Source organism: Variovorax sp. 160MFSha2.1, from assembly GCF_048305075.1.
GTDB classification, from domain to species: Bacteria; Pseudomonadota; Gammaproteobacteria; order Burkholderiales; family Burkholderiaceae_C; genus Variovorax; species Variovorax guangxiensis.
Map to the genome: position 1 here is coordinate 6,245,027 of NZ_CP157624.1, position 26,958 is coordinate 6,271,984.

At 69.6% G+C, this 26,958-nt stretch carries 25 protein-coding genes; 20 read left to right on the forward strand and 5 right to left on the reverse strand.

Going from position 1 to position 26,958, the window contains the following annotated elements; all coding sequences use genetic code 11:
• Window position 1: 1 nt before the first annotated feature.
• Window positions 2-487: an ATP synthase subunit I gene (locus tag ABL838_RS28800; RefSeq protein WP_126025134.1), complete on the reverse strand. Its 486-nt coding sequence runs from the start codon at window positions 485-487 to the stop codon at window positions 2-4.
• 157 nt (window positions 488-644) lie between these two features.
• Here ABL838_RS28800 and ABL838_RS28805 point away from each other — a divergent pair, with 157 nt between their 5' ends.
• Genes ABL838_RS28805 through ABL838_RS28840 form a run of 8 tightly spaced genes read left to right on the forward strand, consistent with a single transcriptional unit; the run spans window position 645 to window position 7,889 of the window.
• Window positions 645-1,553 carry a D-amino acid aminotransferase gene (locus ABL838_RS28805; RefSeq protein WP_418123069.1) on the forward strand — a complete coding sequence of 303 codons (909 nt, stop codon included), beginning with the start codon at window positions 645-647 and terminating at the stop codon, window positions 1,551-1,553.
• A complete protein-coding gene (locus tag ABL838_RS28810; protein WP_019657645.1) occupies window positions 1,550-1,861 on the forward strand; it encodes a YbeD family protein in 312 nt (103 codons plus the stop codon). The genes ABL838_RS28805 and ABL838_RS28810 overlap by 4 nt, the downstream gene beginning before the upstream one ends.
• 31 nt (window positions 1,862-1,892) lie before the next feature.
• A complete protein-coding gene (gene lipB / locus ABL838_RS28815; RefSeq protein WP_418123070.1) occupies window positions 1,893-2,594 on the forward strand; it encodes a lipoyl(octanoyl) transferase LipB in 702 nt (233 codons plus the stop codon).
• 7 nt (window positions 2,595-2,601) lie between these two features.
• Window positions 2,602-3,618 (forward strand): lipoyl synthase, encoded by a 1,017-nt coding sequence (gene lipA / locus ABL838_RS28820; protein WP_418123071.1) that lies wholly within the window; start codon window positions 2,602-2,604, stop codon window positions 3,616-3,618.
• Window positions 3,615-5,036 (forward strand): glycosyltransferase, encoded by a 1,422-nt coding sequence (locus tag ABL838_RS28825; protein ID WP_418123073.1) that lies wholly within the window; start codon window positions 3,615-3,617, stop codon window positions 5,034-5,036. The genes lipA and ABL838_RS28825 overlap by 4 nt, the downstream gene beginning before the upstream one ends.
• Complete coding sequence (locus tag ABL838_RS28830; RefSeq protein ID WP_418123074.1) at window positions 5,033-5,809, forward strand: hypothetical protein; 777 nt, start codon at window positions 5,033-5,035, stop codon at window positions 5,807-5,809. The genes ABL838_RS28825 and ABL838_RS28830 overlap by 4 nt, the downstream gene beginning before the upstream one ends.
• On the forward strand, window positions 5,806-6,762 hold the full coding sequence (locus ABL838_RS28835; protein ID WP_418123076.1) for a Gfo/Idh/MocA family protein: 957 nt from the start codon (window positions 5,806-5,808) through the stop codon (window positions 6,760-6,762). The genes ABL838_RS28830 and ABL838_RS28835 overlap by 4 nt, the downstream gene beginning before the upstream one ends.
• Window positions 6,759-7,889: a DegT/DnrJ/EryC1/StrS family aminotransferase gene (locus ABL838_RS28840; protein ID WP_418123077.1), complete on the forward strand. Its 1,131-nt coding sequence runs from the start codon at window positions 6,759-6,761 to the stop codon at window positions 7,887-7,889. The genes ABL838_RS28835 and ABL838_RS28840 overlap by 4 nt, the downstream gene beginning before the upstream one ends.
• 18 nt (window positions 7,890-7,907) lie before the next feature.
• Here the strand turns inward: ABL838_RS28840 and ABL838_RS28845 are convergent, their stop codons facing one another.
• Window positions 7,908-8,606, reverse strand: coding sequence for a response regulator (locus tag ABL838_RS28845; protein WP_418118196.1), 699 nt, complete (start codon window positions 8,604-8,606; stop codon window positions 7,908-7,910).
• 19 nt (window positions 8,607-8,625) lie between these two features.
• A complete protein-coding gene (gene baeS / locus ABL838_RS28850; RefSeq protein WP_418123079.1) occupies window positions 8,626-10,017 on the reverse strand; it encodes a sensor histidine kinase efflux regulator BaeS in 1,392 nt (463 codons plus the stop codon).
• Between the two features lie 118 nt (window positions 10,018-10,135).
• Here baeS and ABL838_RS28855 point away from each other — a divergent pair, with 118 nt between their 5' ends.
• Genes ABL838_RS28855 through ABL838_RS28865 form a run of 3 tightly spaced genes read left to right on the forward strand, consistent with a single transcriptional unit; the run spans window position 10,136 to window position 15,918 of the window.
• The gene (locus tag ABL838_RS28855; protein ID WP_418123081.1) at window positions 10,136-11,344 is read left to right on the forward strand and encodes an efflux RND transporter periplasmic adaptor subunit; all 1,209 of its coding nucleotides are present in this window, start codon (window positions 10,136-10,138) and stop codon (window positions 11,342-11,344) included.
• 12 nt (window positions 11,345-11,356) lie between these two features.
• Window positions 11,357-14,491 carry an efflux RND transporter permease subunit gene (locus tag ABL838_RS28860; protein WP_418123082.1) on the forward strand — a complete coding sequence of 1,045 codons (3,135 nt, stop codon included), beginning with the start codon at window positions 11,357-11,359 and terminating at the stop codon, window positions 14,489-14,491.
• Window positions 14,488-15,918 (forward strand): efflux transporter outer membrane subunit, encoded by a 1,431-nt coding sequence (locus ABL838_RS28865; RefSeq protein WP_418123084.1) that lies wholly within the window; start codon window positions 14,488-14,490, stop codon window positions 15,916-15,918. The genes ABL838_RS28860 and ABL838_RS28865 overlap by 4 nt, the downstream gene beginning before the upstream one ends.
• Here the strand turns inward: ABL838_RS28865 and ABL838_RS28870 are convergent, their stop codons facing one another.
• On the reverse strand, window positions 15,919-16,410 hold the full coding sequence (locus tag ABL838_RS28870) for a hypothetical protein (RefSeq protein ID WP_418123086.1): 492 nt from the start codon (window positions 16,408-16,410) through the stop codon (window positions 15,919-15,921).
• A gap of 32 nt (window positions 16,411-16,442) precedes the next feature.
• Window positions 16,443-16,685 carry a GlsB/YeaQ/YmgE family stress response membrane protein gene (locus tag ABL838_RS28875; RefSeq protein WP_126025380.1) on the reverse strand — a complete coding sequence of 81 codons (243 nt, stop codon included), beginning with the start codon at window positions 16,683-16,685 and terminating at the stop codon, window positions 16,443-16,445.
• 234 nt (window positions 16,686-16,919) lie between these two features.
• Here ABL838_RS28875 and ABL838_RS28880 point away from each other — a divergent pair, with 234 nt between their 5' ends.
• From ABL838_RS28880 to ABL838_RS28920, 9 genes are all read left to right on the forward strand, one after another.
• Complete coding sequence (locus ABL838_RS28880; protein ID WP_418123088.1) at window positions 16,920-18,452, forward strand: class I adenylate-forming enzyme family protein; 1,533 nt, start codon at window positions 16,920-16,922, stop codon at window positions 18,450-18,452.
• A 52-nt stretch (window positions 18,453-18,504) separates the two neighbouring features.
• Entirely contained in the window at window positions 18,505-19,977 is a 1,473-nt protein-coding gene (locus ABL838_RS28885; RefSeq protein WP_418123090.1) for a sensor histidine kinase, read from the forward strand.
• Window positions 19,962-21,323 carry a sigma-54-dependent transcriptional regulator gene (locus ABL838_RS28890; RefSeq protein WP_418123092.1) on the forward strand — a complete coding sequence of 454 codons (1,362 nt, stop codon included), beginning with the start codon at window positions 19,962-19,964 and terminating at the stop codon, window positions 21,321-21,323. The genes ABL838_RS28885 and ABL838_RS28890 overlap by 16 nt, the downstream gene beginning before the upstream one ends.
• Before the next feature lie 175 nt (window positions 21,324-21,498).
• A complete protein-coding gene (locus ABL838_RS28895) occupies window positions 21,499-22,218 on the forward strand; it encodes a hypothetical protein (RefSeq protein WP_418123094.1) in 720 nt (239 codons plus the stop codon).
• 16 nt (window positions 22,219-22,234) lie between these two features.
• A complete protein-coding gene (locus ABL838_RS28900) occupies window positions 22,235-23,494 on the forward strand; it encodes an MFS transporter (protein WP_418123096.1) in 1,260 nt (419 codons plus the stop codon).
• A complete protein-coding gene (locus ABL838_RS28905; RefSeq protein WP_221297806.1) occupies window positions 23,491-24,642 on the forward strand; it encodes an SLC13 family permease in 1,152 nt (383 codons plus the stop codon). Before ABL838_RS28900 ends, ABL838_RS28905 begins: the two co-directional genes overlap by 4 nt.
• A 36-nt stretch (window positions 24,643-24,678) precedes the next feature.
• Window positions 24,679-25,239, forward strand: coding sequence for a hypothetical protein (locus ABL838_RS28910; protein ID WP_369660567.1), 561 nt, complete (start codon window positions 24,679-24,681; stop codon window positions 25,237-25,239).
• Between the two features lie 48 nt (window positions 25,240-25,287).
• Complete coding sequence (locus ABL838_RS28915) at window positions 25,288-25,995, forward strand: helix-turn-helix transcriptional regulator (protein ID WP_184642130.1); 708 nt, start codon at window positions 25,288-25,290, stop codon at window positions 25,993-25,995.
• An 84-nt stretch (window positions 25,996-26,079) separates the two neighbouring features.
• A complete protein-coding gene (locus ABL838_RS28920) occupies window positions 26,080-26,922 on the forward strand; it encodes a DMT family transporter (protein WP_418118211.1) in 843 nt (280 codons plus the stop codon).
• The last annotated feature ends 36 nt before the right edge of the window (window positions 26,923-26,958 follow it).

Genomic DNA, 26,958 nt, shown 5'->3' on the forward strand with positions numbered 1-26,958 from the left:
GTTACTCGTCTCTCAGTTTCCGGCGCCGGGGCGAGAACATCACCGCCAACCAGGCCGCCTTCATTGTCACCACCAGGCCGACCAGCATTGCTGGCCAGCTCAGCGCCGTAATCAGCCTTGGCGCAGCAATCAGCATTGCCACGGACAAGGCCATCTTGACCATTTCCCACAGGAAGAACCCGAACACCGCAGTGCCCGGATTCAGGGAGGAAAACCGGCCGGTCAGCCCGCGCGCGAAGACCGCCGATGGAACAACCACCGCGATCGCGCCATATGCGGCGGACCAACCCAGATTTTGCCTCCCCGTCAGCCCCCAGGCGGCCAGAGCCACCACCAGACCGACAACCAACTGACCCGCGATCACCCGCCACGGGGAGATCGATGGGTTCTTTGCACGCAGTTCACGCGCCTCATCGGCGGTCAACGGCTTGAATTCTGTATCAAGGCCTTCAGTGGCCTCCGAGTCACGACGGGCGATTGTTTTCATTTCGAATGAAGCCCGGATGACGACCCAGAATTTCTACAAAGCCATTGATTATAAGTAAAAACCCAGCCTGTCCCGCCACCCGCGCTGTCGCGCACGCAAAACGGCGCCGCATTCCCTGACGGGAGCCCGACGTGGCGCGCGCAACCATAATTCCGGCATGCACCCTATCACCGACGCCCTGCCCGCCACGCTTTGTTACCTCGATGGCGAATACACCGCGCTGCGCGACGCGAAGATCAGCGTCCTCGATCGCGGCTTCATTTTCGGCGACGGCGTGTACGAATACGTCCCCGTCTACTTCGGCCAGCCCTTTTGCTTCGAGGAGCACATGGCCCGCCTCGACCGCTCGCTTGCCGAGCTGCAGATCGAGAACCCGCTCTCCCTTGCGCAGTGGCGCGAGATCGTGATGCGCCTCGTAGCGCCCGCAGGCGACGCACCGCAGTCGGTGTACTTCCAGGTAACACGTGGCGTAGCCCCACGCGACCACGCAATGGTGCGCGGCCTGCGCCCTACCGTGTTCGTGATGGTGAACCCGCTGCCACCCATTTCCGACGCGATCCGCGCCAAGGGCGTGGCCTGCGTCACCGCGGCCGACTTCCGCTGGCAGAAGGCGCACATCAAGAGCACCAGCCTGCTGGGTGCCGTGCTCGCTCGGCAGATCAGCGTGGAGGCCGGCGCGGCCGAGACCATCATGTTCCGCGACGACTGGCTCAGCGAGGCCTCGTCGAGCAACGTGTGGATCGTGAAGGACGGCAGGCTGATGGGCCCGCCCAAGAACAACCTCGTGCTCACCGGCATCCGCTACGGCCTCTTCGAGCGCATGAGCAAGACGCTCGGCATTCCCTTCGAACTGCGACCCATCTCGCGCGAAGAAGTGTGCGCCGCCGACGAAGTGATCATCTCCTCGGCCAGCAAGGAACTGCTGCCGGTCGTCACGCTCGATGGCAAGCCTATTGGCAATGGCCGCCCCGGCCCCATCTACGAGAGCTTGTACAAGGCCTACCAGGAGGCCAAGGTACACAACGCTCGGAAGCAGCAAGAGCAGAAACACGGAGCCCCGGCATGACCGACAGCAACACCCCCGCCACCGAAACCACCTCGATCCCCGATCCACGCAAGGAATCGCTGATCGAGTACCCCTCGCAGTTTCCGATCAAGGTGATGGGCGCCAAGGTCGATGGCTTCGTGCACGCCGTCACGCAGATCGCCGAGCGCTTCGACCCGACCTTCGACGCCACCACCGTCGAGCTGCGCGACAGCAAGGCCGGCAATTACCTTGGCGTGACCATCACCGTCACGGCCACCAGCCGCGAGCAGCTCGACGACCTGTATCGCGCGCTGTCCTCGCACCCGATGGTCAAGGTCGTGCTCTGATGCCCGGACTCTCGGTGCGGCAGGCCCTGCGATGACCGACACCGCCGCCGCAATCGCCGCCGCCATCGAGCTGCGCCCGCTGGGCCGCGTCGACTACGCCGACACCTTCGCGGCGATGAAGCAGTTCACGCTCGAGCGCACGCCCGAGACGCCCGATGCGCTATGGATTTGCGAGCACGACCCGGTCTTCACGCAGGGCATCGCGGGCAGGCAGGACCACATCCTCAACCCCGGTGCGATTCCGGTCGTGCAGACCGACCGCGGCGGCCAGGTCACATTCCACGGCCCCGGCCAAGCGGTGGCCTACCCGCTGATCGACCTGCGCCGCGCGGGCTACTTCGTCAAGGAGTACGTCTACCGCATCGAGGAATCCGTGCTGCGCACGCTGGCCCACTTCGGCGTCACGGGCCACCGCGTGGCGGGCGCTCCGGGCATCTACGTGCGCCTGGACGACCCGTTCTCCCACGCCGCGCTGACCGGCCCCATGCCCGCGGCCGACCCGTTCCGAGGGCTCGGAAAGATCGCCGCGCTGGGCATCAAGGTGAGCCGCCACGCCACCTATCACGGCGTGGCGCTCAACGTGCGGATGGACCTCGAACCCTTCTCGCGCATCAACCCTTGCGGCTACGCGGGGCTGCAGACGGTCGATCTTTCTACAATCGGCATCCAAACCACATGGGAAGAAGCCGCCACGGTGCTGGGCCAGAAGCTCTGCACCTTCCTGGCGCCTTGACACACCAATGAGCACCACCGAAGTCGTCCCCGCCCCCGTAGTGAGAGAGGCCCAGAGCGCCGAAACCTACAACCCCCTGGCCAAGCAGAAGGCGGCGGCCAAGCTGTCGCGCATTCCCGTCAAGGTGGTGCAAAGCGGCGAAGTGCTCAAGAAGCCCGACTGGATCCGCGTCAAGGCCGGCAGCCCCACCACGCGCTTCTACGAGATCAAGCAGATCCTGCGCGAGAGCAACCTGCACACCGTCTGCGAAGAGGCCTCCTGCCCCAACATCGGCGAATGCTTCGGCAAGGGCACGGCCACCTTCATGATCATGGGCGACAAGTGCACGCGCCGCTGCCCGTTCTGCGACGTGGGCCACGGCCGCCCCGACCCGCTCGACAAGGACGAGCCGATCAACCTCGCGAAGACCATCGCCAAGCTGCGCCTGAAGTACGTGGTCATCACCAGCGTGGACCGCGACGACCTGCGCGACGGCGGCAGCCAGCACTTCGTGGATTGCATCCGCAACATCCGCGAGCTCTCGCCCACGACGCAGATCGAGATCCTCGTGCCCGACTTCCGCGGCCGCGACGACCGCGCACTCGAGATCCTCAAGGCCGCGCCGCCGGACGTGATGAACCACAACCTGGAAACCGCGCCGCGCCTCTACAAGGAAGCGCGCCCCGGCAGCGACTACCAGTTCAGCCTGAACCTGCTGAAGAAGTTCAAGGCGCTGCATCCCAACGTGCCGACCAAGAGCGGCATCATGGTCGGCCTCGGCGAGACCGACGAAGAGATCCTGCAGGTCATGCGCGACATGCGCGCCCACGACATCGACATGCTGACCATTGGCCAGTACCTGTCCCCGTCGGGCTCGCACCTGCCGGTGCGCCGCTACGTGCATCCCGACACTTTCAAGATGTTCGAGGAAGAGGCCTATAGGATGGGCTTCAGCCACGCGGCGGTGGGTGCGATGGTGCGGTCCAGCTATCACGCTGATCAGCAGGCAGGACACGTTCTGGCCGGCGCGCCGGCGCTCGATTGACCCCGCCGGAGGGCGCCTCCACTCCGGACTCCACGCAGTCCGGCAAGCCCCTGCACATCCTGCTGGCGATGTGCTATCTGCTGCATCGCACGGGCGCGGAGATGTTCACGCGCGACCTGGCGATGTGGCTGCGCCGCCGCGGACACGCCGTCACCGTCTTCGCGACGGCCTTCGGCGACATGGCGAACGAACTGCGCTTCGCATCCATCGCCTGCGTCACCGACCTGGTCGACATCGGCGCGCGGCCGGACGCGATCGTCGGCAACACGCACCAGGAGACGGTGCGCGCACTGATGCACTTCCACGACGTGCCGGTCATCACGATCTGCCACGACCGCAGCGACGACCACGGGCGCCCGGCGCAGTTCGCGCAAGTCGTGCGCCACGTGGCGGTCGACGAGAACTGCGCGGAACGGCTGGTGCATGAGTTCGGCATCGAGCGCGAACGCATCGAACTGATCCAGAACGGCGTCGACCTTGCACGCTTTCCCAGGCGTGGCGAGCTGCCCTCCCGCCCCCGAACGGCGTTGGTCTTCAGCAACTACGCCTCCCACAACGACCAGCTCGAGGAAATCCGCGCCGCCTGCGTGCAACGCGGGCTGTCGCTGGATGTGATCGGCAGCGGCACGGGCAACCACCTGCCCGATCCGGCCGAGGCACTCGGGCGCTACGACATCGTCTTCGGCAAGGGCCGCTGTGCCACCGAGGCGCTGTGCACGGGCAATGCAGTGATGGTGCTAGACCCGGTCTGGGGCATGGGAGAAATGGTGACCGCGGCGAATGTGGAGCATTCGCGACGCTGGAATTTCGGCCGGGCACTGCTGGTGCGCCCCATCACGCGCGAGAACGTTGGCGCCGAGCTCGACCGCTACGACTCGGAAGACGCGGCCAAGGCCGCCGGCTGGATGCGCTCCACCGGCGGCCTGGACGTCACCCTGGGCGCGCTCGAAGACTGCGTGCGGCGCATGGTGCGGCAGCACCCCGTGATCGAAGTGCCCGCGGGCCAGCGGTCGGACGAAGCCGCGCGCTACGTCGGAGACTGGGTCCGCCGGGGCTATCCGTCGGCGGCGCACCTGAGCATCGCGTCCCTGCACCAACAGGTCGCGTGGATGCAGCAGTCCTTCAACGAACATCAGCAGATGTATCAGGCACGGATCGAACAGCTTCAGGTGGAGGCCGTCCGGCAGCAGGCGGAAGCTGCGAAATGGCAAGCCGAGACGCAGCGGCAGCTCGAACAGTCGCGCGCCGACGCCGATGCACGCGCAGCCGAAGCCCAGCACCAGACCCATCAGGCGCGCGCCGAGCTCGCGCAGCTCCAGGCCCAGTTGCGCGAGGTCTACGCCAGCCGCTCGTGGCGCGTGACCGGCCCGCTGCGCCGTATTTCCACCCTCGTGCAGCCCAACGAGCCCCGCTCATGAAATCGCTTGTGATCGCCGCCCACTCGGGCCACGAGTTGCTGCTGTGGAAATGGCTGCGCAACGAGCGGCCCGACTTCGTGGTGCTGACCAACGGCGCCGGATCGACCGGCGTGCCTCGGCTCGAGCCCACGGTGGACAACCTCTCGAAGGCAGGCGCCAACTGGATTCCCGGCGTGGTGCAGCCGGTGGCCGATGCCGACATCTACCGCTCGCTGCTCGAAGGCGACTCCAGCCTGTTCACGCAATGGGTCGAGGCACTGACCACGCACGTCGTCGAGCAGGGCATCGAATGCCTCGTCGCCGACGAGGCCGAGGACTACAACCCGTCGCACGACCTGTGCCGCCTGCTGGCCAACCAGGTCGCCGCGCACGCGTCGGCACGCGGCCGCGCGGTCGTCTCGTTCGGCTATCCCACCGTGGGGCATCCCAGCCCGCCGGCGCGGATGGCGGCCGAGCGCCACGTCATGGTCGAGCTCGACGAGCGCGAGCTGCAGGCCAAGCTCGACGACATGCACGGCTACGCGCGCAGCTTCGGCGGCCAGCTCGAAAAGGAGCTGGCGGGCTTCATCGCCGAGTTCGGCGCCCAGGCCTATGGCCGCGAATGCCTGTTCGCCGCGCAGCCCACGCGCTACGAGCAATCGGAGCCGTCCGCGACCAAGCCGGCCTTCGAGATCTTCGGCGAGCAGCGCGTGGCCGAGGGCGTCTACAGGCACGTGATCCGGGGTGCCCATCTGCAGGCAGTGGCAGACCGGCTGCGCGGCGCACCTCGATGAGCTTCACCACGTTTGCCAGCGACGACAGCGCGATCGCCATCGCAGCCGATGCGGCCGCCCCGCTCGCGCTCGACGACGCCACCCTGGCCCATGCGGTGGTCGGCCTGGGCCGCTTCGGCTGCGTGCACGCGCGCAAGCTGCTGGCGCTCGACGGCTTCCGACTGAGCGCCCTGGTGGATTGCTCGTCGTCGGCCCGCATTGCCGACGAGCTCGCCATGCTGCCGATGATGTCCAGCCTGGACGAACTGCCGCCCGGCATCGAATCGGCCACCATCGCCGCCAGCGACGACGCGCATGCCGGCCTCGCGCTCGCACTGATGCGCCGCGGCTGCCACGTGCTGGTCGAGAAGCCGCTTTGCGTGGACCGGCACGACGGCCTATTGATGATCCGCACTGCGCTCCAATGCGGCGTCACCCTGGCCACCGGTCACATCGAGCGCTTCAACCCGGTGTTCGATGCCACCGTGCTCGGCCGGCTGCGGCATGCGGCGGCAAGGCACCGCCAGGGCTCGCGCGCCTTCATGCGGTTTCGCCGCTATTCGACCCGCGCCGCAGCGGCCTCCGACAGCGTGCTCGACCTGATGGTGCACGACCTCGACCTGTTCGCCTGGCTGTGCGCCGTTCCCCCGGAGACGCCGATGGAAGTGCTCGAACGGCACATCGGCGAGCAGAACGTGCGGGCGCGCGTGCGGCTGGGCACGCTGGTCGCCGACTTCGAGAGCGGATACGGCAGCACGGCGAGCGCCCGGCTGCAGCTGTTCGAGGCCAGCCGGGAACATCTGCTCGACCTTCGCGCCGACGCGCGCTCTTCTTCGCAGGCGAACGGCGACGACGCCCTCGCGCGGCAGTACCAGGGCTTCAGGAATGCCATCCTGGGCCGGCCCAGCCGCATCGCCTCGGGTGCCGATGGCCTCGCGGCGGTGACGCGGGCCTGCCAAGTGCTGCGCGCATGAAGATTCCGCTGTTCCGGCCCGCCACGGCCGGTGAAACGGAAGCGGCGCGGCTGTCGCAGGCGCTGGCCGCGGTGCTGCGCAGCGGCGTCTACATCCTGGGGCCGCAGGCCAGGGCTTTCGAGACGCGTCTGTCGGACCTGCTCGACGGCCGCGAGACCGTGGCCGTAGGGTCGGGCTCAGAGGCGCTGCTGCTGGCCTTCAAGAGCCTGGGCGTCGGAAGCGCGGGCGGAGGCGATGCGCTCGACGAAGTGCTGCTGCCCGCCTACACCTTCGTCGCATGCGCCGAGGCGGTGATCGCAGCCGGCGCGCGCCCGGTCTTCGTCGACAGCGCACCCGGCGATTTCCTGCCCGCGCTCGCAGACTTCCGCAACGCCCGCACTCCTCGCACGCGCGCAGTCCTCGCAGTCGGCCTTTTCGGCGACGCGAGCGGCCTGCCCGAGCTGGCCGCCTACTGCCGAAGCGAAGGCCTGCTGCTGATCGAGGACGTGGCGCAATGCCTCGGCGCCCACGCCACCGACGGCGCGCGCACCGGCAACGCCGGCACCTGGGGCGATGCCGCGGCGATGAGCTTCTATCCCACCAAGACCCTGGCCGCCGCCGGCGACGCCGGCGCGCTGGCCTTCAGGGATCCGGAGCGCGCGCACAAGGCAAGGCTGTTGCGCAACCACGGCTACGACGACGGCCTGCACCACTGCCTGGGCCACAACAGCCGTATGGACGAATTGCAGGCCTGTCTGCTCAATGCCGCGCTGGACGATTTCGCACGGCACATCGAGCGGCGGCGCGACATCGCCGCGCGCTACCTCGCGGCCTGGGCGGACCTGCCGATGCGCCTGCCACGGGCCTCGGTGGGCCATGCGTGGAACTACTTCGTCGTCGGACTCGAAGGTGCGCGCGAACGCGAGGCCTTCGCGGCACGGCTGGCCGATGCCGGGGTCGCAAGCCGCGCCTACTACGAACAACCGCTGCACCGCCACGAGGCGCTGCGCCCCTGGCACGGCACCGGCAGCCTTCCGAACAGCGAGAAGCTGGCCGCTTGCTCGATCGCGCTGCCGCTCTACCCGATGCTCGACGACGACGAGGTCAGGTACGTCATCGACACAGTGCGGCGAGCCTTCCGCGCCTGAGTCGACGGCCCCACCGGCTCAGGGCAGATCCAGCCTGTACCCCACCCCATAGATCGACCGTATCAGCTCCTGCCCCTCGCCCACCGCATCGAGCTTGCGGCGCAGGTTCTTGATGTGGCTGTCGACCGCGCGATCGGTCACGGCGCGCTGGTCGGCGTGCACGTGGTCGAGCAGCTTGTCGCGAGAGAGCACGCGGCCGCGCGCGTCGGCCAGGGCCTTCAGCAGGCGGAACTCGATGGGCGTGAGCCCCAGCGGGTTGCCGTGCAGCGAGGCCTTGTAGGCCTGCTCGTCGATCTGCAGCGGCGACGAGGCTCCGCGCGCGGCGTAGCCGCTTCGCCGCAACAGCGCCTTCACGCGCGCCACCACTTCGCGCGGGCTGAAGGGGGTCTTGCAGATGTAGTCGTCGGCGCCGAGTTCCAGGCCCATCAGGCGGTCGGCCTCCTCGACGCGCGCCGTGAGCATGATGACGGGCACATCGCTGAACAGCCGCAGCTCGCGGCACACGCTCATGCCGTCCTGGCCGGGCAGCATGACGTCGAGCAGCACCAGGTCGGGCCGGCGTGCCTTCACCGCCGGCACCGCTTCCAGCCCGTTGGCGAGCCATTGCGAGCTGTAGCCCGAGGCCTGCAGGTAGTCGGCGAGCAGGGCCGCCATGCGCGGCTCGTCCTCGACGATCAGGATGTGCGCGGGGGCGGCCGCGCCGGGGGTGTCGTTCATCTTCCTCGTTCTCCTCTCCTCAAACCTTCGGCAAGCGGATCGCGATCCACACGCCGCCCAGCGGCGAGGCCTTGGCCTCGATGGTGCCGCCGTGCGCCTCCACGATGCTGCGGCAGATGGCCAGGCCGAGCCCCGCGCCGCCGCTGGCGCGGTTGCGCGAGCCCTCTCCGCGGAAGAAGCGTTCGAACAGGCGCGGCAGCAGCGCCGCGTCGATGCCCGGTGCCGAATCCATGAAGTCGATGGCGACCTCGCCGCCTTCTTCCCGTGCCTCGATGCGCAGCACGCCACCCGCGTCGGTGTAGCGGCAGCTGTTGAGCACGAGGTTGCTGAAGAGCTGGTGCATGCGCCGCTCGTCGGCGAACACCGAAAGCGGTTGCGCCGGCAGCGCCAGATCCAGCCGCAGGCCCGCCGAGGCGAGCCGCTCGCGGAACGCGTCCACGCACGGCTCCAGCAGCTCGCGCACGTCGGCGTCGGCCTTGCGGTACGCGAGTGCGCCCACGTCGGCCATCGACAGGTCGTAGAGGTCGGTCACGAGCTGGTTGAGCATGCCGACCTCGTGCTGCAGCGACCGCACGGCCTGCGCGTCGAGGCGGCGCACGCCGTCTTCCATGGCCTCCAGCTCGCCGTGCAGCACGCCCAGCGGCGTGCGCAGCTCGTGCGACACGTCGGCCATGAACTCGCGGCGCATCTGCTCGTTGCGCTGCAGCGTGTTGGCCAGCGAATTGAAGTCGCGCGCGAGCTGCCCCACCTCGTCCTGCGAGGCCACGGCCACGCGGCTTGCGTAGTCGCCCGCCGCCAGCCGGTGCGTGGCCGCGGCCACACGCTTTACGGGCGCCAGCAGCACCCGCGCGATCCACCACGCGATGCCTGCGGCCAGCAGCACGCAGAGGCTGCCGATGACCCAGCTCGCGCGCAGCTGGTTCTGCTGGAAGCGCTGGTCGCCGGCCTCGCTCACGCTCTGGAAGGGCATCATCGCGACCCAGCCCACGGTCTTGCCGTCGACCACCACGGCGCGCTCGACGGCGCCCTTGCCCACTTCCCTGAAGCCGATGATGACGCGCCTGTCGGTGTCGAGCAGCGAAATGCGCAGCACGGCGCCCGTCAGGTCCGACACCAGCGCCGGCGAGCGCCCCGGCTCGAAGTGATCGCCGAGAACGGAAGGCGCGGGCCGCATGATCTCGAACCAGGGGCGAGGGTTGTCGCGCAGGAAGTCCCAGTTGCCGTGCTCGCGGTAGGCAGCCACTGCATTGGGCACCACCGCGTCGAGCCGCTCCAAGCCCTGCTCGTTGAGGTAGCCGACGAAGCCGCGCTCGAAGTTCCAGCGCGAGGCCGCGCCCATCGCGACCACTGCCAGCACGGCGGTGGCCAGCACGGCAAGAAAGAGCTTGGTGGTGATGCTGATCTTCTTCATGAAGGCCCACAAGATAAGCCAGATGCCGTCCCATGGCCGCGCAGGCCCGGGGACCTTCAAATTGGCTCCACATTCGCTGAAGACCATGGGTTCCAACCTGATTGGAACCCCTCTGAACATGTCTTCCCGCTTCATCCGCACCGGCCTCGCGTGCGCCCTGGCCGCTGGCCTGCTGGGCGCCATCGCGGGATGCTCCGGCTCATCCGCTTCTTCATCGTCCGCCCCGCCCCAGGGCGCCCCCGCCGCTCAGGTGAGCGTGGTGACGGTGCAGCCCCAGAACCAGCCCGTGACCACCGAACTGTCTGGCCGCACCCGCGCCCGGCTGAGCGCGGAGATCCGCCCGCAGGTCGGCGGCATCGTGCAGCAGCGCCTCTTCGAGGAAGGCGCGCTGGTCAAGGCCGGGCAGGTGCTCTACCAGCTCGACCCCGCCACCTACAAGGCCGCCTACGCGAGCGCGCAGGCCAGCGTCGCGAAGGCTGAAGCGACGGTCAACGCCGCGAAGGTCACGGCGCGCCGCAACGCCGAGCTCGCGAAGATCGAGGCCGTCAGCCAGCAGACCAGCGAGGACAGCCAGGCCACGCTGCAGCAGGCCGAGGCCGACCTGGGCGTGGCCCGCGCGGCGCTCGACACGGCGCGCATCAACCTCGGCTTCACGCGCATCACCGCGCCCATCGCCGGACGCATCGAGGCCTCCACGGTCACGCCGGGCGCGCTGGTCACGGCCAGCCAGACCACGGCGCTGACCACGGTGCAGCAGCTCGATCCGATCCACGTCGACGTGACGCAGTCGACCACCGAGCTGCTGCGGCTGCAGCGCGAACTCGCGGCCGGCACGCTCAAGAGCGGCGGCGAGAAAGGCGAAAGAGGCGAAGCCTCGGTGAAGCTGCTGCTGGAAGATGGCACCGCCTACGCCCATGCCGGACGGCTGCAGTTCTCCAGCGTCACGGTGAGCGAAAGCACCGGCGCGGTCACGCTGCGCATCCTGGTGCCCAACCCCGAACGCACGCTGCTGCCCGGCATGTACGTGCGCGCCGTGCTCGAAGAGGGCGTGGCCGAGCAGGCGCTGCTGGTGCCGCAGCAGGGCGTGACGCGCACGGCCAGCGGCGACGCTTCGGCGCTGGTGGTCACGGCCGACAACAAGGTCGAGAAGCGCGCGCTGAAGGTGTCGCGCGCGGTCGGCAACCGCTGGCAGGTGACCGAGGGCCTGAAGGCGGGCGAGCGCGTGATCGTCGAGGGCTCGCTCAGGGTGAAGCCCGGCGACACGGTGAAGCCCGTTGCGGCCGACGCCACCACGGTGGCCGCGGCGGCAACTGCGACGGCGCACTGAGGAGGCCCGCGCATGGCACGCTTCTTCATAGACCGGCCCATCTTCGCGTGGGTCATCGCCATCGTCATCATGCTGGCCGGGGCGATGTCCATCGGCACGCTGTCGCTGGAGCAGTACCCCGACATCGCGCCCACCAAGGTCAGCATCAACGCGACCTACACAGGCGCGTCGGCCAAGACCATCGAAGACTCGGTCACGCAGGTGATCGAGCAGAAGATGAAGGGCCTCGACCGGCTGGTGTCGATGTCGTCGAGCAGCACCTCGTCGGGCACGGCGCGCATCGAGCTCACCTTCGAGGCCGGCACCAACGCCGACGTGGCGCAGATGCAGGTGCAGAACAAGCTGCAGCAGGCCGAGTCGCAGCTGCCGCAGTCGGTGCAGAGCCAGGGCGTGACGGTCACCAAGTCGGGCACCGACTTCCTGATGATCGTCTCGCTGGTCTCCGAGGACGGCAGCGCCTCGGCCACCGACATCGGCGACTACATCTCCAGCAGCCTGCTCGACGTGGTCAGCCGCATCGACGGCGTGGGCGACGTGCAGACGCTGGGCTCGGGCTACGCCATGCGCATCTGGCTCGACCCGGCCAAGCTGCAGAAATATTCGCTGATGCCCTCGGACGTGACGAGCGCTCTCACCAGCCAGAACACCGAGGTGTCGGCCGGCCAGCTCGGCGCGCTGCCGGCGGCCTCGGGCCAGCGGCTCACGGCAACGATCACCGCGCGCAGCAAGCTGCGCACCGCCGCGCAGTTCCGCGAGGTGATCGTCAAGTCCGACTCCAGCGGTGCCATCGTGCGCCTGGGCGACGTGGCGCGCATCGAGCTCGGCAGCGAGAGCTACACCATCGCCAGCCGCTTCGACGGCAAGCCCTCGGCCGCCATGGGCGTGAAGCTGGCCACCGGCGCCAACGCGCTCACGGTGTCGAACGCGGTGAAGGCCAAGCTCGCGGAGCTGGGGCCCTTCTTCCCCAACCAGATGAAGGCGGTGGTGGGCTACGACACCACGCCCTTCGTGCGCATCTCCATCGAGGAAGTGGCCAAGACGCTGGTGGAGGCGATGGTGCTGGTCGTGCTGATCATGTACCTCTTCCTGCAGAACCTGCGCGCCACGCTGGTGCCCGCCATCGCGGTGCCGGTGGTGCTGCTGGGCACCTTCGGCGTGCTGGCGCTGATGGGCTATTCGATCAACACGCTCACCATGTTCGGCATGGTGCTGGCCATCGGCCTGCTGGTGGACGATGCCATCGTGGTGGTGGAGAACGTCGAGCGGCTGATGACCGAGGAAGGGCTCTCGCCCAAGGAGGCCACGCGCAAGTCGATGCGCGAGATCACCGGCGCGCTGGTGGGCATCGCGCTGGTGCTGTCGGCGGTGTTCATCCCGATGGCCTTCTTCGGCGGCTCGACGGGCGTGATCTACCGGCAGTTCTCGGTGACCATCGTGGCGTCGATGCTGCTGTCGGTGCTGGTGGCGCTCACGCTGTCGCCGGCGCTGTGCGCCACGCTGCTCAAGCCGGTGGAGGCCGGCCATCACCAGGAAAAGCGCGGCTTCTTCGGCTGGTTCAACCGCAACTTCGAGCGCAACGCCGACCGCTACCGCTCGGGCGTGGGCGGCCTGCTGCATCGCGGCAAGCGCAGCCTGCTGGTGTATGCGCTGCTGGTGGCCGTGCTGGGCGTGGTCTTCATGCGCCTGCCCACCTCCTTCCTGCCCGACGAGGACCAGGGCACGCTGATGGCGCAGGTGAAGCTGCCCGCCAGCGCCACCGACGAGCAGCTGCAGCAGACCATGAAGAGCTTCGAGGCCTACCTGGGCTCGCAGAAGGAAGTGGCCCACTTCATCACGCTCACCGGCCTGAGCGGCGACCAGGCGACGGGTAACGCCTTCATCACGCTGAAGGACTGGAGCGAGCGCGGCGGCAAGGCGCAGGACGCCGCCTCGCTGGCGCGCCGCTTCACCGTGGACATGGCCGCGCGCACGAGCAACGCCAACGTGTTCGTGATGCTGCCGCCGGCCGTGCGCGGCCTGGGCTCGAACGCCGGCTTCGACGTGCAGCTGCAGGACCTGGGCGGCATCGGCCACGAGGCGCTGGTGCAGGCGCGCGAGCAGTTCCTCTCGCTGGCGCGCAAGAGCCCGGCGCTGAGCCAGGTGCGCAGCAACAACCTGGACGACACGCCGCAGTTCGCCATCGACATCGACGACCGCAAGGCCGCGGCGCTGAGCCTGTCGACCTCGGACATCAACGACACGCTTTCCAGCGCGATGGGCGGCAGCTACGTGAACGACTTCATCAACAACGGCCGCGTGAAAAAGGTCTACGTGCAGGCCGACGCGCCCTTCCGCATGCAGCCCGACAGCATCGACAGCTGGTACGTGCGCAACGGCAACAGCGAGATGGTGCCCTTCTCGGCCTTCGCCAGCAGCCGCTGGACCTATGGCTCGCCGCAGCTGTCGCGCTACAACGGCATGTCGTCCTTCGAACTCATCGGCGACCCGGCCGCGGGCGTGAGCTCGGGCACGGCGATGAACGCGGTGGAAGGCATCATGAAGCAGCTGCCGCAGGGCATCGGCTACGAGTGGGCGGGCAGCTCCTACCAGGAGCGCCTGTCGGGCTCGCAGGCGCCGCTGCTTTACGCGGTGTCGATCCTGTTCGTGTTCCTGTGCCTGGCTGCCCTCTACGAGAGCTGGTCGGTGCCGTTCTCGGTGATGCTGGTGGTGCCGCTGGGCGTGCTGGGCGCGGTGCTGGCGACCAGGCTGGCGGGGCTGTCGAACGACGTGTACTTCCAGGTGGGGCTGCTAACCACCGTGGGGCTGGCGGCGAAGAACGCGATCCTGATCGTGGAGTTCGCCAAGCAGCTGCAGGACGAGGGCATGGCGCTGGTCGAGGCCACGCTGCAGGCGGTGCGCCTGCGGCTGCGGCCCATTCTGATGACCTCGCTGGCCTTCATGTTCGGCGTGCTGCCGCTGGCGCTGAGCACAGGCGCCGGCTCGGGCAGCCGCCGCGCCATCGGCGTGGGCGTGCTCGGCGGCGTGGCGACGGCCACTGCGCTGGGCATCTTCTTCGTGCCGCTGTTCTTCGTCGTGATCAGGCGCTTCTTCGCGCCCAAGAAAAAACCCGGGGCGGCACTCACGCTGACCGCGCAGCCCGAGGCATGAAAGCCATGACATCCCTTCGTTTTAGACTCTCTTCGCTCGCCCTCGCCGCGCTGCTGGCCGGCTGCGTCAATCTCGCGCCCACCTACTCGCGGCCCGAGGCGCCCGTTCCCTCCAAATGGCCGGCCGCGGCCGCAGCCAAGGCGGACGAGGCCTCCGTCACCGCCGGCACCGGCTGGCAGGCCTTCATCACCGACGAGCGCCTGCACCGCACCATCGAGCTCGCGCTGGCCAACAACCGCGACCTGCGCGTGGCGCTGCAGAACATCGAGAAGGCGCGCGCGCAGTACGGCGTGCAGCGCGCAGAGCTGTTCCCCAGCGTCGCGGCCACCGCGGGCGGCACACGCCAGCGCACCTCGGCGTCCACGAGCAGCAGCGGCGAATCGTCCGTCGGCAGCACCTACACCGCCGCGCTGGGCTTCAGCAGCTACGAGCTCGACCTGTTCGGCCGCGTGCGCAACCTCAACGAGGCCGCGCTGCAGAGTTACCTGTCGACCGAGGCCACGACCCGCAGCACGCGCATCAGCCTCGTGGCCGAGGTCGCCTCGGCCTGGCTCACGCTGGCCGCCGACAACGAGCGGCTGAAGCTAGCGCAGAGCACGCTCGCGAGCCAGCAGCGCTCCTACGAGCTGACCAGCCGCATGAAGGCGCTGGGCGCCAGCACCGCGCTGGCGCTGGCCCAGTCGCAGACCACGGTGGATTCGGCGCGCGTGGACGTGGCCAGCTACACCGCGCAGGTGGCACAGGACCGCAACGCGCTCGACCTGCTGGCCGGCGCCACCGTGCCCGACGAACTGCTGCCGCCTGACGGCATGGCCACGGCCAGCGCGCTGGTCGACGTGCCCGCCGGCCTGCCATCGACGCTGCTGCAGCAGCGCCCCGACGTGCTGGCCGCCGAGCACACACTGCAGGGCTCGAACGCCGACATCGGCGCGGCGCGCGCGGCCTTCTTCCCGACGATTTCGCTCACGGCAAGCGCGGGCTCGTCGAGCACGGCGCTATCGGGCCTCTTCAAGGGCGGCAACAGCACCTGGAGCTTCGCACCCTCGATCAGCCTGCCGATCTTCAACGCCGGCAGCAACCGTGCCAGCCTCGATTCGGCCAAGGCGCAGCGCGAGATCGACCTCGCGACCTACGAGAAGACCGTGCAGACCGCGTTCAAGGAAGTGGCCGACGCGCTGGCCGTGCGCGGTTCGCTGGGCGAGCAACTGGCGGCACAACAGTCGCTGGTGGACGCGACGCAGAAGAGCCTCACGCTGTCGCAGGCGCTCTATCGCAACGGCAGCTACAGCTACCTGGAGGTGCTGGACGCGCAGCGCTCGCTGTACACCGCGCAGCAGACGCTCATCACGCTGCGCCTGTCGGAGCAGAGCAACCGCATCACGCTCTACAAGGTGATGGGCGGCGGAGATAACGCTTCCGCGGGCTGATCAGCCGCGCGTGGCGTTCTCCTTCATCTTCGCCAGCGCTATGGCGATGGCTGCGCCGCCCAGCGTCTTGATGAGCCCGGAGTGCTGCGCGTAGAACCTGCTTACCTCGTCGATCACGCCGGCGTGCTGCTGCTCGGCATGCGCGGCGATCTCGGTCACCTGCGCGGGCGAGAGCTGCGAGGCCTGGTCGGGCGTGATCTGCGTCTGGCCGGGCTGCAGCATGCGTCCGAGCACGCCGCCGGCCAGCGCCGAGGCGGCTGCCGGCCCGAGCGTGGCCAGTATCTGGTTGAGCACGCCGGCCTGCTGCGAGGGCGACGACTGTCCGAAGAGCTGGCCCACGGTGTCGCCGAAAGGTGGCGTCTGGTCCGAGCGCATCGCGGCCGCGAGCCCCGCGCCCAGCTCGCCGGTGGAGGCGTGCTGCGCGACTTGGTCGAGGCGGGCTTCGGCATCGTTGTTGCCGATGGCCTGCTGGAGGATGTCGAGTAAGCCCATGGAAAACTCCTTGATGAAGGGATCCGGCTGCCTCAGCGGCTCACGAGGTGCCAGGCCCCGAGCAGCACCGCCGCACCCACCACCGAGGCGATGAAGCCTGCGCCCGCGCCCGCCGCATACCAACCCATGGCCTGCCCGGCATAGGTCGCGACCAGCGAGCCGGCGATGCCGAGCACCGCAGTGAGGATGAACCCCATCGAGTTGTTGCCCGGCAGCACCGCGCGGGCCAGGAGCCCGGCGATGAAGCCGATCAGAATCGTCCAGATGATGTGCACGGAAAACCCCCTGTCGTTGGTGACAACAAGCGCCGCCGCCGCTTGGCGTGCAGCGCTCGGGGATCGTGTTCCCGCCTTCCTGAGCGCCAACTGACGGCGCGCCGTCCTGCGACCGCCCGGTCGCCAAGGCGCTGGCAGGAAGCGGGAGCATTTCGCTATCCTGCCGTTTGGCCAAGAATCTGGCCAAGAAGAAGGAAGACGACTTTGCAAACTCACCCCGCCGTCCAAGCCGCCATGGAACGCAGTTTCGGCGCCATTGCCGATCTGGTCCGCCTCCACGCGCAACACACGCCCGACCATGCCGCCCTGTCGGACGCAATCCGCACGCTGGACTACCGCGCCCTCGACGCGCTGATGGACCGCGTCGCGGCCAGCCTGCAGCGCGACGGGCTCAAGGCCGGCGACGCCATCGCCATCTGCGCCTCGTCGTCGGTGAACTACGCTGCCGTGTTCCTGGGCGCGCTGCGCGCGGGCGTCGCGGTGGCACCGCTGGCCCCCGGCTCCACGCCCGCCAGCCTGGCGCGCATGATCGAGGACGCCGACGCGCGCATCCTGTTCAGCGACGCATCGGCCGCCGAGGTCATCGGCCCCGCGAAGGAAGGGGGCATTCCGCGCGTGGCGCTCGACGGCTCGCAGATCGGGCGCGGCATCGAGGAATGGCTGGCGCCTGCCGGCGCGCGGCCCGAAGCGGTCGAGGTGCAGCCGGGCTGGGCCTTCAACATCATCTATTCGTCGGGCACCACGGGCGAGCCCAAGGGCATCGTGCAGGGCCACGGCATGCGCTGGGCCCATGTGCAGCGCGGCGCCAAGTACGAGTACGGGCCCGACACGGTCACGCTGCTTTCAACGCCGCTCTACTCCAACACCACGCTGGTGGTGTTCTTCCCCACGCTGGCCTTCGGCGGCTGCGTGGTGCTGATGCCCAAGTTCGACGCGCTGGGCTACCTGCAGCTCGCGCAGCAGCGCCGCGTGACGCACACCATGCTCGTGCCGGTGCAGTACCAGCGGCTGATGGCGCATCCGCGCTTCGACGAGCACGACCTGTCTTCCTACCGGCACAAGTTCAGCACCAGCGCACCCTTCGGCGCCGCGCTGAAGGCCGACGTGCTCAAGCGCTGGCCCGGCGGGCTGGTCGAGTTCTACGGCATGACCGAGGGCGGCGGCACCTGCATCCTGGAGGCGCACCTGAATCCGACCAAGCTGCATACGGTGGGCCGGCCCGCCGAGGGCAGCGACATCCGCCTGATCGACGAGGACGGCAACGAGCTTCCGAGCGGCAACACCGAGGTGGCCGGCGAGGTGGTAGGCCACTCGGCCGGCATGATGACCGGCTACCACCGCCAGCCCGCGAAGACGCGCGAGGCCGAGTGGTTCGACGCCACCGGCAAGCGCTTCATCCGCACCGGCGACGTGGGCCGCTTCGACGCCGACGGCTTCCTCACGCTGTTCGACCGCAAGAAGGACATGATCATCAGCGGCGGCTTCAACATCTACCCGAGCGACCTGGAGGCCGTGCTGCGCGGCCATGCGGCGGTGGCCGACGTGGCGGTGGTGGGCGTGCCCTCCGAGCAATGGGGCGAGACGCCCGCCGCCTTCGTGGTTCGCCGCGAGGGCGACGCCACCAGCGAGGACGAGCTGCTGCAATGGACCAACGCCCAGCTCGGCAAGACACAGCGCCTGGCGCGCCTGGCCTTCATCGACGAGCTGCCGCGCAGCGCGATCGGCAAGGTGCTCAAGCGCGAGCTGCGTGAGCTCGCCGGCCGTTGACAGCGCCGGGACAGGCGCGCCGTGACACGAAGACAGGGCAAGATCGCGGCGCATGAAATCCCTGCGTGGTCAACTGATCTTTTTCTGGATGCTGCTGTTCGCCATGTGCGCCGCGCTGGCGGTGGTGATGCTCACGCTCTACCGCAGCAGCGCGGGCGTGCAGGTGTCGGCGGCGCGCGCCGCCACCGAGCAGTCCTGCCGGGCGATCGCGGCGCGCTATGCCAAGTCGGCCACGCCGTCGTCCTCCTCGCTTGCCCCTGCCCGGCCGCAGGTCGACCTGCTGCAGGTGCTGCTGCAGCTGGTGCTGATCGAGGCGCCGCATGTCGAGGGCGGCGTGTGGCAGGCCGGCGGCGGCCACCTGGCTTATGCCTACCCCACCTATGAAGGCGGCGGCGTCAAGCGCGACGTGCCCGCGGCCGAGCAGCCGCTGATCGCCGAGGTGGCGCAGCTGGCCGCCCGCACGCAGCAGCTGCAGACCGATGTGGTGCGCGGCAGCCGCGAGGCGCTGATCGTCGCGGCCTGCCCGCTGGCGGCGCCGGGCAACGACCTCGCAGCCTGGACCATGACCCGCACCACCGGCGGCGCGCTGGCCGCGCAGGACAGCCTGCGCACCGGCCTTGGTGTGCTGCTGTTGCTGGTGCTGGCTTCGGGCCTGTGGCTGGGCTTCATCCTGCTGCGCGGGTTGCGCCACGTGCAGCGGCTGGAAGACCGGCTGGCCCGCAGCGATGCCGACGGCGGCGCCATGCCCGAGCTGCCCCGCACCGGCGTGCGCGAGCTCGACCGCATCGTCGACGGCTTCAATCACTATCGTGTGCGTTTCGAGGAAGCACGCGCGCGCCTTCGCGAAGCGGCCCAGCAGCGCAGCCGCGACCAGCGCCTGGCCGCGCTGGGCCGCATGACCGGGGGCATCGCGCATGAGATCCGCAACCCCATCGCCACCATGCGGCTGAAGGCCGAGAACGCGCTGGCCGCCACGCCCGGGAAGCAGGGCGACGCGCTGCGCGTGATCGTCGGGCAGATCGACCGGCTCGACGGCCTGGTGCAGAGCCTGCTGGCGCTGGTGCAGCCGGTGACGCTCGCGCCGGTGCAGGTCGACCTGCATCGCTGGCTTGAAGAACGCATCGCGAGCGTGAGCGGCAAGGCCGGCGCGGCGGACGTACGCCTGGTGCTGCAGCACGACGAGCCGCCGCAGGCCGTGTTCGACCCCGTGCATCTGGCGCGCGCTGTCGACAACCTGCTCGACAACGCGGTGCGCCATGCGCCGCGCGGCGGGCTCGTCACGCTCTCGGCCTCGGCGAACGAGGCGCGCACGCTCTTCATCCGGGTGGACGACGACGGCGGCGGCGTGCCCGAAGCCTTGCAGGCCAGCCTCTTCGAGCCCTTCGCCACGGGCCGCGCCGATGGCACCGGCCTGGGCCTCGCCCTGGCGCGCGAAGTGGCGCTGGCACACGGCGGCGACCTGCGCCATGCGGCGCTCGAACCCGGCACGCGATTCGAACTGGAGCTTCCATGGCGCGCTTCCTGATCGTCGACGACGACGACGCTTTCCGCGACACGCTGGCCGAGACGCTGCAGGGCCTGGGCCACGAGGCGCAGAACGTCGCGAGCGGCACCGAGGCGCTCGATGCGATGGCGCGCACGCGCTTCGACGCCGTGTTCCTCGACCACCGCATGCCCGGCATGGACGGCCTGCAGACGCTGGAGGCGATGCACGCCCGGCTCGCGCGCGTGCCGCCGGTGATCGTGCTCACCGCCTTCGCGAGCGCGGGCAACACCATCGAGGCGATGCGGCTCGGCGCCTTCGACCACATCACCAAGCCGATCAGCCGCGAGGCCGTGCGCGAGGTGCTCGGGCGCGTCCTGCAACAGCAGCAACAAGGCGTGGCGGCGGCGACCGCCGTGGCGGAAGACGACGACGGCGACCTCGTCGGCCTGAGCCAGGCGATGCGCGAGGTGCAGAAGCGCATCGGCCTCGCATCGGCCAGCCAGGCGCCCGTGCTCGTGCTGGGCGAGACGGGCACCGGCAAGGAAATGGTGGCGCGCGCGCTGCACCGGTATTCGTCGCGCGCGGACAAGCCCTTCGTGGCGGTCAACTGCGCGGCCATTCCGAAGGAGCTGCTCGAAAGCGAGCTCTTCGGCCATGTGCGCGGCGCGTTCACGGGTGCGACCGGCGAGCGCGCGGGATGCTTTCGCGCGGCCGACGGCGGCGTGCTGCTGCTCGACGAGATCGGCGACATGGCGCTTTCGGTGCAGGCGAAGATCCTGCGCGTGCTGCAGGAAGGCGAGGTCACGCCGCTGGGCAGCCACAAGCCGGTGAAGGTCGACGTGCGCATCGTCGCAGCCACCCACCGCGACCTGGCTGCGGCGGTCGGCGAGGGACGCTTTCGCGAAGACCTGATGTACCGGCTCGACGTGCTGTCGATACGCCTGCCGCCGCTGCGCGAGAGGCTGGCCGACGTGATCCCGCTGGCCGAGCACTTCCTGCGGCGCGCGGCACTGCCCGATGCGCCCAAGGCGCTCTCCGCGGAGGCCGCGCAGTTGCTGCTGAGCCGGCCCTGGCCCGGCAACGTGCGGGAGCTGCGCAACGTGATGGAGCGCTGCCAGGCGCTGGTGCGGCATCGCGTGATCGGCAGCGCCGACCTGGGGCTGGCGATGGGCGAGGCGCGGCCCGCGCAATCGGCACCGTCCGTCGGGATGCTGCCGGCCGAGTGGCTGGAGGGAGACCTGCCCGGCGCGGTGGAACGGCTCGAACGGCTGCTCATCGAGCACGCGCTCGCGCAGACGCAGGGCAACCGCACCGAGGCCGCGCGGCGGCTGGGCATTCACCGCCAGCTGCTGTACCGGAAGCTGGCGCAGTACGGCATCGAGTAGTAGATAAGGCGACGAAGCGATAAGGCGTCCGGGGGTGTCCGCAAAGCGGACGCCTCCTGTCCCGGTACCGGACGACTGCCGCCGTTCGGCACGCGCAAGTCGTTGATTTCAAAGGAAATGCGGGTTGGCACGTTGTGTGAGATGTCCTTGGGGCATTCATCCACAAGGAGTCACCATGACACACCGCATCGCGTCCATCGCCACCGCCGTCTGCCTGCTCGCGGGCAGCACCGCTTTCACTCCGGCCTTCGCCCATCTTCCGCCGCCGCCGCCCGTTGCCGTTGCACCGGAGGCGGACACCGTCGCCTCCGGCCGCGTGCAGCAATGGCTGCTCAACCCGAACGGCGAGGCCGACGGCCTGCTGCTGGCCGACGGAACGCAGGTCGCGTTCCCGCCGCACCTTTCGGCCGCGGTGATGCAGGCGCTCAGGCCCGGCGACACCGTGCAGGTCCGTGGCTGGCGCGCGCCGCAGGTGCCGGTGGTGCGCATGCAGTCGCTCAGCGCCAACGGCCGCAGCGTGATCGACGAGCCGCCTGTTCCCGGCATGTTCCCGCCGCGACGCGCCCACGATCCGGCCGCGCTGAGCGCCATGACGGCGGACGGGCGCATCGAGCGCCTTCTGTACAACGACCTCGGCGACGTGCACGGCGCGCTGCTGGCCGACAGGACCATCGTGCGCTTCCCGCCGCACATCGGCGCCATGTACGGCGCGCAGCTGCAGCCCGGCGCGCAGCTTTACGCGCGCGGCTGGGGCACGCGCGGTGCGCAGGGCACGGCGCTGGAGGCCACGAGCATGGGCCCGACCGCGTCCACGGCGCGCGAAGTGTTCGAGGGCCCGCACCGGGGGCCCGGACGTGGCCCGGTGGCGCCGCGTCCGCCGGTGCCGGCGTTCTGATCGGCGAGCCCCTGCGATGACCGCCCCATCCTCAGCTCCCTCCCGCCGCAGCCTGCGCTCGCTGGACGCGCTGGCCTTCCTTGCGCCAGACATCCAGGGCGGCGTCGGCCCGTTCCTGATCGTCTTCATGGCCGGCACGCTGGCCTGGGACCCGCAGCGCATCGGCACCGTGATGTTCGTCTCGGCGCTGGTGGGGCTGGTGGTGCAGGCGCCGGCCGGCGCGCTGATCGACAGCGTGCGGCACAAGCCGCGCTGGATCGCGGGGGCCATCGCGCTCATCGCGGCATGCCTCGTGGTCATGGCGAACTGGCCGGGCTACGGTGTGATCCTGGCGGGCCAGTCGCTCATCGGCGCGGCGGGCACGCTGGTGGCGCCCGCCATCGCGGCCATCAGCCTCGGCATGGTCGGCCGCGCCGGGCTGGATGCCCGCATCGGCCGCAACGCCGCGATCACCGCGGGCGGCACGGTGCTGTGGGCACTGGGCACCGGCTGGGTGGGCCACACGTTCGGCCCGCACGCCATGTTCTTCTACGCGGTGGCGATGGCGCTGCCGACCATGGCGGCGGCCATGCTGATCCGCCAGCGCGACGTCGATCCGCTCCTGGCGCGCGGCGCCGACACCGGCCACGAGCCCGATGCCGCGCCGTCCGCACGCTGGTACGACTGCCGCCTGCTTGTGCTGCTGGCCTGCGCCTTCCTGTTCCACCTGGCCAATGCCGCCATGCTCACGCTCGTGGCGCAGAAGGTCGGCACGCAGGCCGGCACCTCGGCCACGCTGTGGCTGTCGGGCGGCGTGATCGTCACGCAGCTGGTCACCGTTCCGATCGCCCTGGCGGTCGGCCGCTGGGCGCCGCGGCTGGCGCGCAAGCCCATCTTCCTGGTCGGCTTCGCGGTGCTGCCGGTGCGAGGGCTGCTCTACCTGCTGGCCGACAGCCCCGCCGCGCTGCTGTCGCTTCAGGTGCTGGACGGCATTGGCGCGGGCATCTTCGGCGTGATGCTGACCTTGATGATCGGCGACATCACGCGCGGCAGCGGCCATTTCAACTTCGCGCTGGGCATCGGCGCAGCCTGCGTGGGGCTGGGTGCGGCGCTGAGCAATCTGGCAGCCGGTGCGGTCGCGCACCTGGCCGGCTACGACGCGGCCTTCGTGATGCTGGCGGCCGTCGCGCTGGCCGGGCTCGCTCTCTTTGCCTTCGCGATGCCCGAAACCCGCTATCGTCCGCGTTCGATGCCGGACGCGCTTGCCGCCCGCGCACCGACCACTTCCGCTCCATGACCAAAGATTCCGTGTCCGCGCCTTCTTCCGCGACTTCCGATTCCGACGCTTCCTCGCCGCACGAAGGCGGCGGCAACGGCCTGCTGTGGGTGCTGGTCGCCGTCGCAGTGCTGTTCGCCTTCCTGCGCCCGCGCGCGCCGATGGACTGGCTGCGGCTGGTCGACTGGCAGACCGTGGGCGCGCTCGCCGGGCTGCTGGCCATCACGCAGGGCGTGGAGCGCAGCGGCATGCTGCAGGCCGCCGCGCAGCGCCTGCTGGCGCGCACGCACGACCAGCGCAGCCTGGCGATGCTGCTGACGGCCAGCGCGGCCTTTCTCTCGGCGCTGGTCACCAACGACGTGAGCCTGTTCCTGCTGGTGCCGCTGACGCGCGTGCTCGCCACGCAGGCGCACCTGCCGCTGGCGCGGCTGGTGGTGCTGCAGGCGCTGGCGGTGAACGCGGGCTCTGCCCTCACGCCGATCGGCAATCCGCAGAACCTTTATCTGTGGCATCGCTCGGGCGAGGGCTTCGTCGCCTTCATGGGAATGATGGGGCCGACGGTGGCGGTGATGCTGTTCTGGCTCTTCGTCGCGGTGTGGCTGCTGGTGCCGCGCACACCCATCGAGCTCAAGCCCGAGGCCGAAGCCGCGCCAGTGCAGCCGCGCATGCTGGCGCTGTCGGGGGTGTTGTTCGTCGGCTTCGTGGTCGCGCTGGACCGGCACTGGCTGCTGGCCGGGCTGGGCGTGGTGTTCGGCGTGTTCCTGGTGGCGTATCCGCGCGTGCTGCGCGGCATCGACTGGGCGCTGCTGGCGATCATCGCGCTGATGTTCGTGGACCTGCGGCAGCTCGCGGAGCTGCCCGCGGTGGTGGCGCTGCTGGGCCACTGGCCGATCACCGAGGGCTGGCGCGCCTACCTCGCGGCCATCGTGACCTCGCAGTTCATCAGCAACGTGCCGGCGGCCATCCTGCTGGATGGCCACGTGCGCGACCTGCCGGCGCTCGCGGCCGGGGTGAGCGTGGGCGGCTTCGGCTGCGTGCTGGGCTCGCTGGCCAACCTGATCGCGCTGCGGCTGGCGAAGCTGCCGAATGGGCTGCGCGAGTTCCACCGCATCAGCATTCCCTTCCTGCTGGTGTGCGCGGCCTCGGCGCTGCTGCTGCGGCTCGGCTGATCGCCCTTTCAACAACCGATCTCGAAAGGACATTCCATGCCAAGTCATCATGAATCCCACGGCACCCTCGACGTCTGGTCCGTCGAAGGCCGCTTCCAGCAACTGATCTACAGCCCCAGGGGCAGCATCGAGGGCGTGCTGATCGACACCGACGGCGTGCCCACGCAGTTCGTGTTCGACCGCCACGACGAAGGCGCCGCGCGCGCCTTCGAGAGCCTGAAGGTGGGCCAGGCGCTGGTGATCGAGGGCATCGAAGCGGGCCCCTCGCCCAAGGCGGAGAGCGAACACACGGTTTACCGCTTCGAGCGGCTGGCCTCGGTCGACGGCGAACCGCCCCGGCGTGCGCGGGCCGAAGAACGCATCGAAGGCACCGTGGTGCGCTTCAACTACGCGCGCCACGGAGAGGCCAACGGCGTGGTGCTGGACACCGGCGACTTCATCCACATGAAGCCCGACGGCCATGCGAAGCTGGCGCTGAAGGTCGGAGACAGGGTGCGGGCCGAGGGCCGCACGCAGCCGCTGGCGACAGGCCAGGGGCGTGTGGTCGAGGCCGTGCGGGTCAACGCTCAGGCGCTGCGGGACGCCGACGGAAGCTGATGCCGCTTGTGGCATTGCGGGAGCTGCGCGGACAATCCTCGACTGCCCATGCCTGTTTTCGGTTCATCCCTGCCGCCTCGCCATGAACTCGCCCTGCGCGACTACGGCCACTCGCACGGCAGCCATGCGCACGACCATTTCCAGGTGCTGATCGGTCTCGACGGCGTGCTCGATATCGAGGTGGAAGGCCGGGGCGCCGGCATCGCCGCGGGCGAAGCGCAGGTGGTCGCACCGGGCGACCGGCACGATTTCAGCGCGCGCAGGCATGGCGCGGTGTGCCTGGTGCTCGACACCACGCAGCCGGCATGGGCCCGCTGCGCCGAACGCGCGCCGCCCGATTCGGCGCAACTGCACGCGTTGGCGCGTTACCTGGCGCAATGCATGAAGCAGCCGCGAACCTCGGCCCTGGCCTTGCAGCACGGGCCGGCGCTGCTCCTGGAGGCCTGGAGCCCCGCACCGGCATCGTCGTCGGCGTCGCGCCGCCGCATCGACTGGTCCTTGCTCGCCGACTGGGCCCGTGCCCGCTGGCACGAGCCCTTGAGCGTGGCCGACCTGGCCCAGGTCGCCTGCCTGAGCCCCAGCCAGTTCGCGCAGCGCTGCCGCGACGAGCAGGGCATGGGCGCGATGCAATGGCTGCGCTCGCTGCGGTTGGCGCATGCGCGCGAGCTGAGGCTGGGCGGCATGAGCGTGGCGGAGACAGCGCGGCGCACGGGCTACCGCTCGCCTTCCGCCCTTACGGCCGCCTTGCGGCGCTGAGTCCCTTTTCCTGATCGAAAGACCGTCGTTTCTCGACGACGGACCGTCATTGCGCGACGACCGCATCGCGTAGCCTCGCCATCCATGCCATCGACCGCCTACGCACTGATCGCCATCGCCCTGTGGACCACGCTCGCCTCGCTGGGCACGGCCCTGTCGCACCTGCCGCCTTTTCTGCTCACTGGCCTCGCGCTCATCATCGGCAGCGTGCCGAGCTGGCCGCTGGTGCTGCGCGACCGCACTGCCTGGAAAGTGCCGCCGCGCACGCTGGCGCTGGGCATCTACGGGCTCTTCGGCTATCACTTCCTGCTGTTCATCGCGCTGCGCTACGCGCCGCCGGTCGAGGCCAACCTGGTCAATTACCTCTGGCCGCTGCTGATGGTGGTGCTGGCGCCGGTGCTGCTGCCGGGCGTGTCGCTGCGGCCGCTGCATCTGGTGGCGGGGCTGCTGGGTTTTGGCGGCGCGGCGGCGGCGATCCTGGGCGCGGGCGGGGGCGGCGCCGCTTCCGCCGCGGGGTACTGGGGCTTCGTGCCGGCGCTGGCCTCGGCCTTCGTCTGGGCGAGCTATTCGCTGTGGACGAAGCGCGTGCCGGCCTTCCCGACCTCGGCGATCGGCCTCTTCGGGCTGGTTTCGGGGGCGCTCGCGCTGGCCTGCCATGCGGTGCTGGAGCCCTCGGTGTCGCTGACGGCCCGTGACTGGCTGCTGCTCGCGCTGTGCGGCCTCGGCCCGCTGGGCGCGGCCTTCTTCGTGTGGGACATGGCGCTCAAGCGCGGCGACGCGCGACAGATCGGCATCCTGAGCTACATCACGCCGCTGGGCTCGACGGCGCTGCTGCTGCTGGTGACGGGCCGGCCGCTGACCTGGACCATCGCGCTGGCGGCCTGGCTGATCATCTCGGCGGCGATCATGGGCACGCGCGCACGCTGATCGCGGTGATCATGGTGATGCCTGCGTGCTGAATCA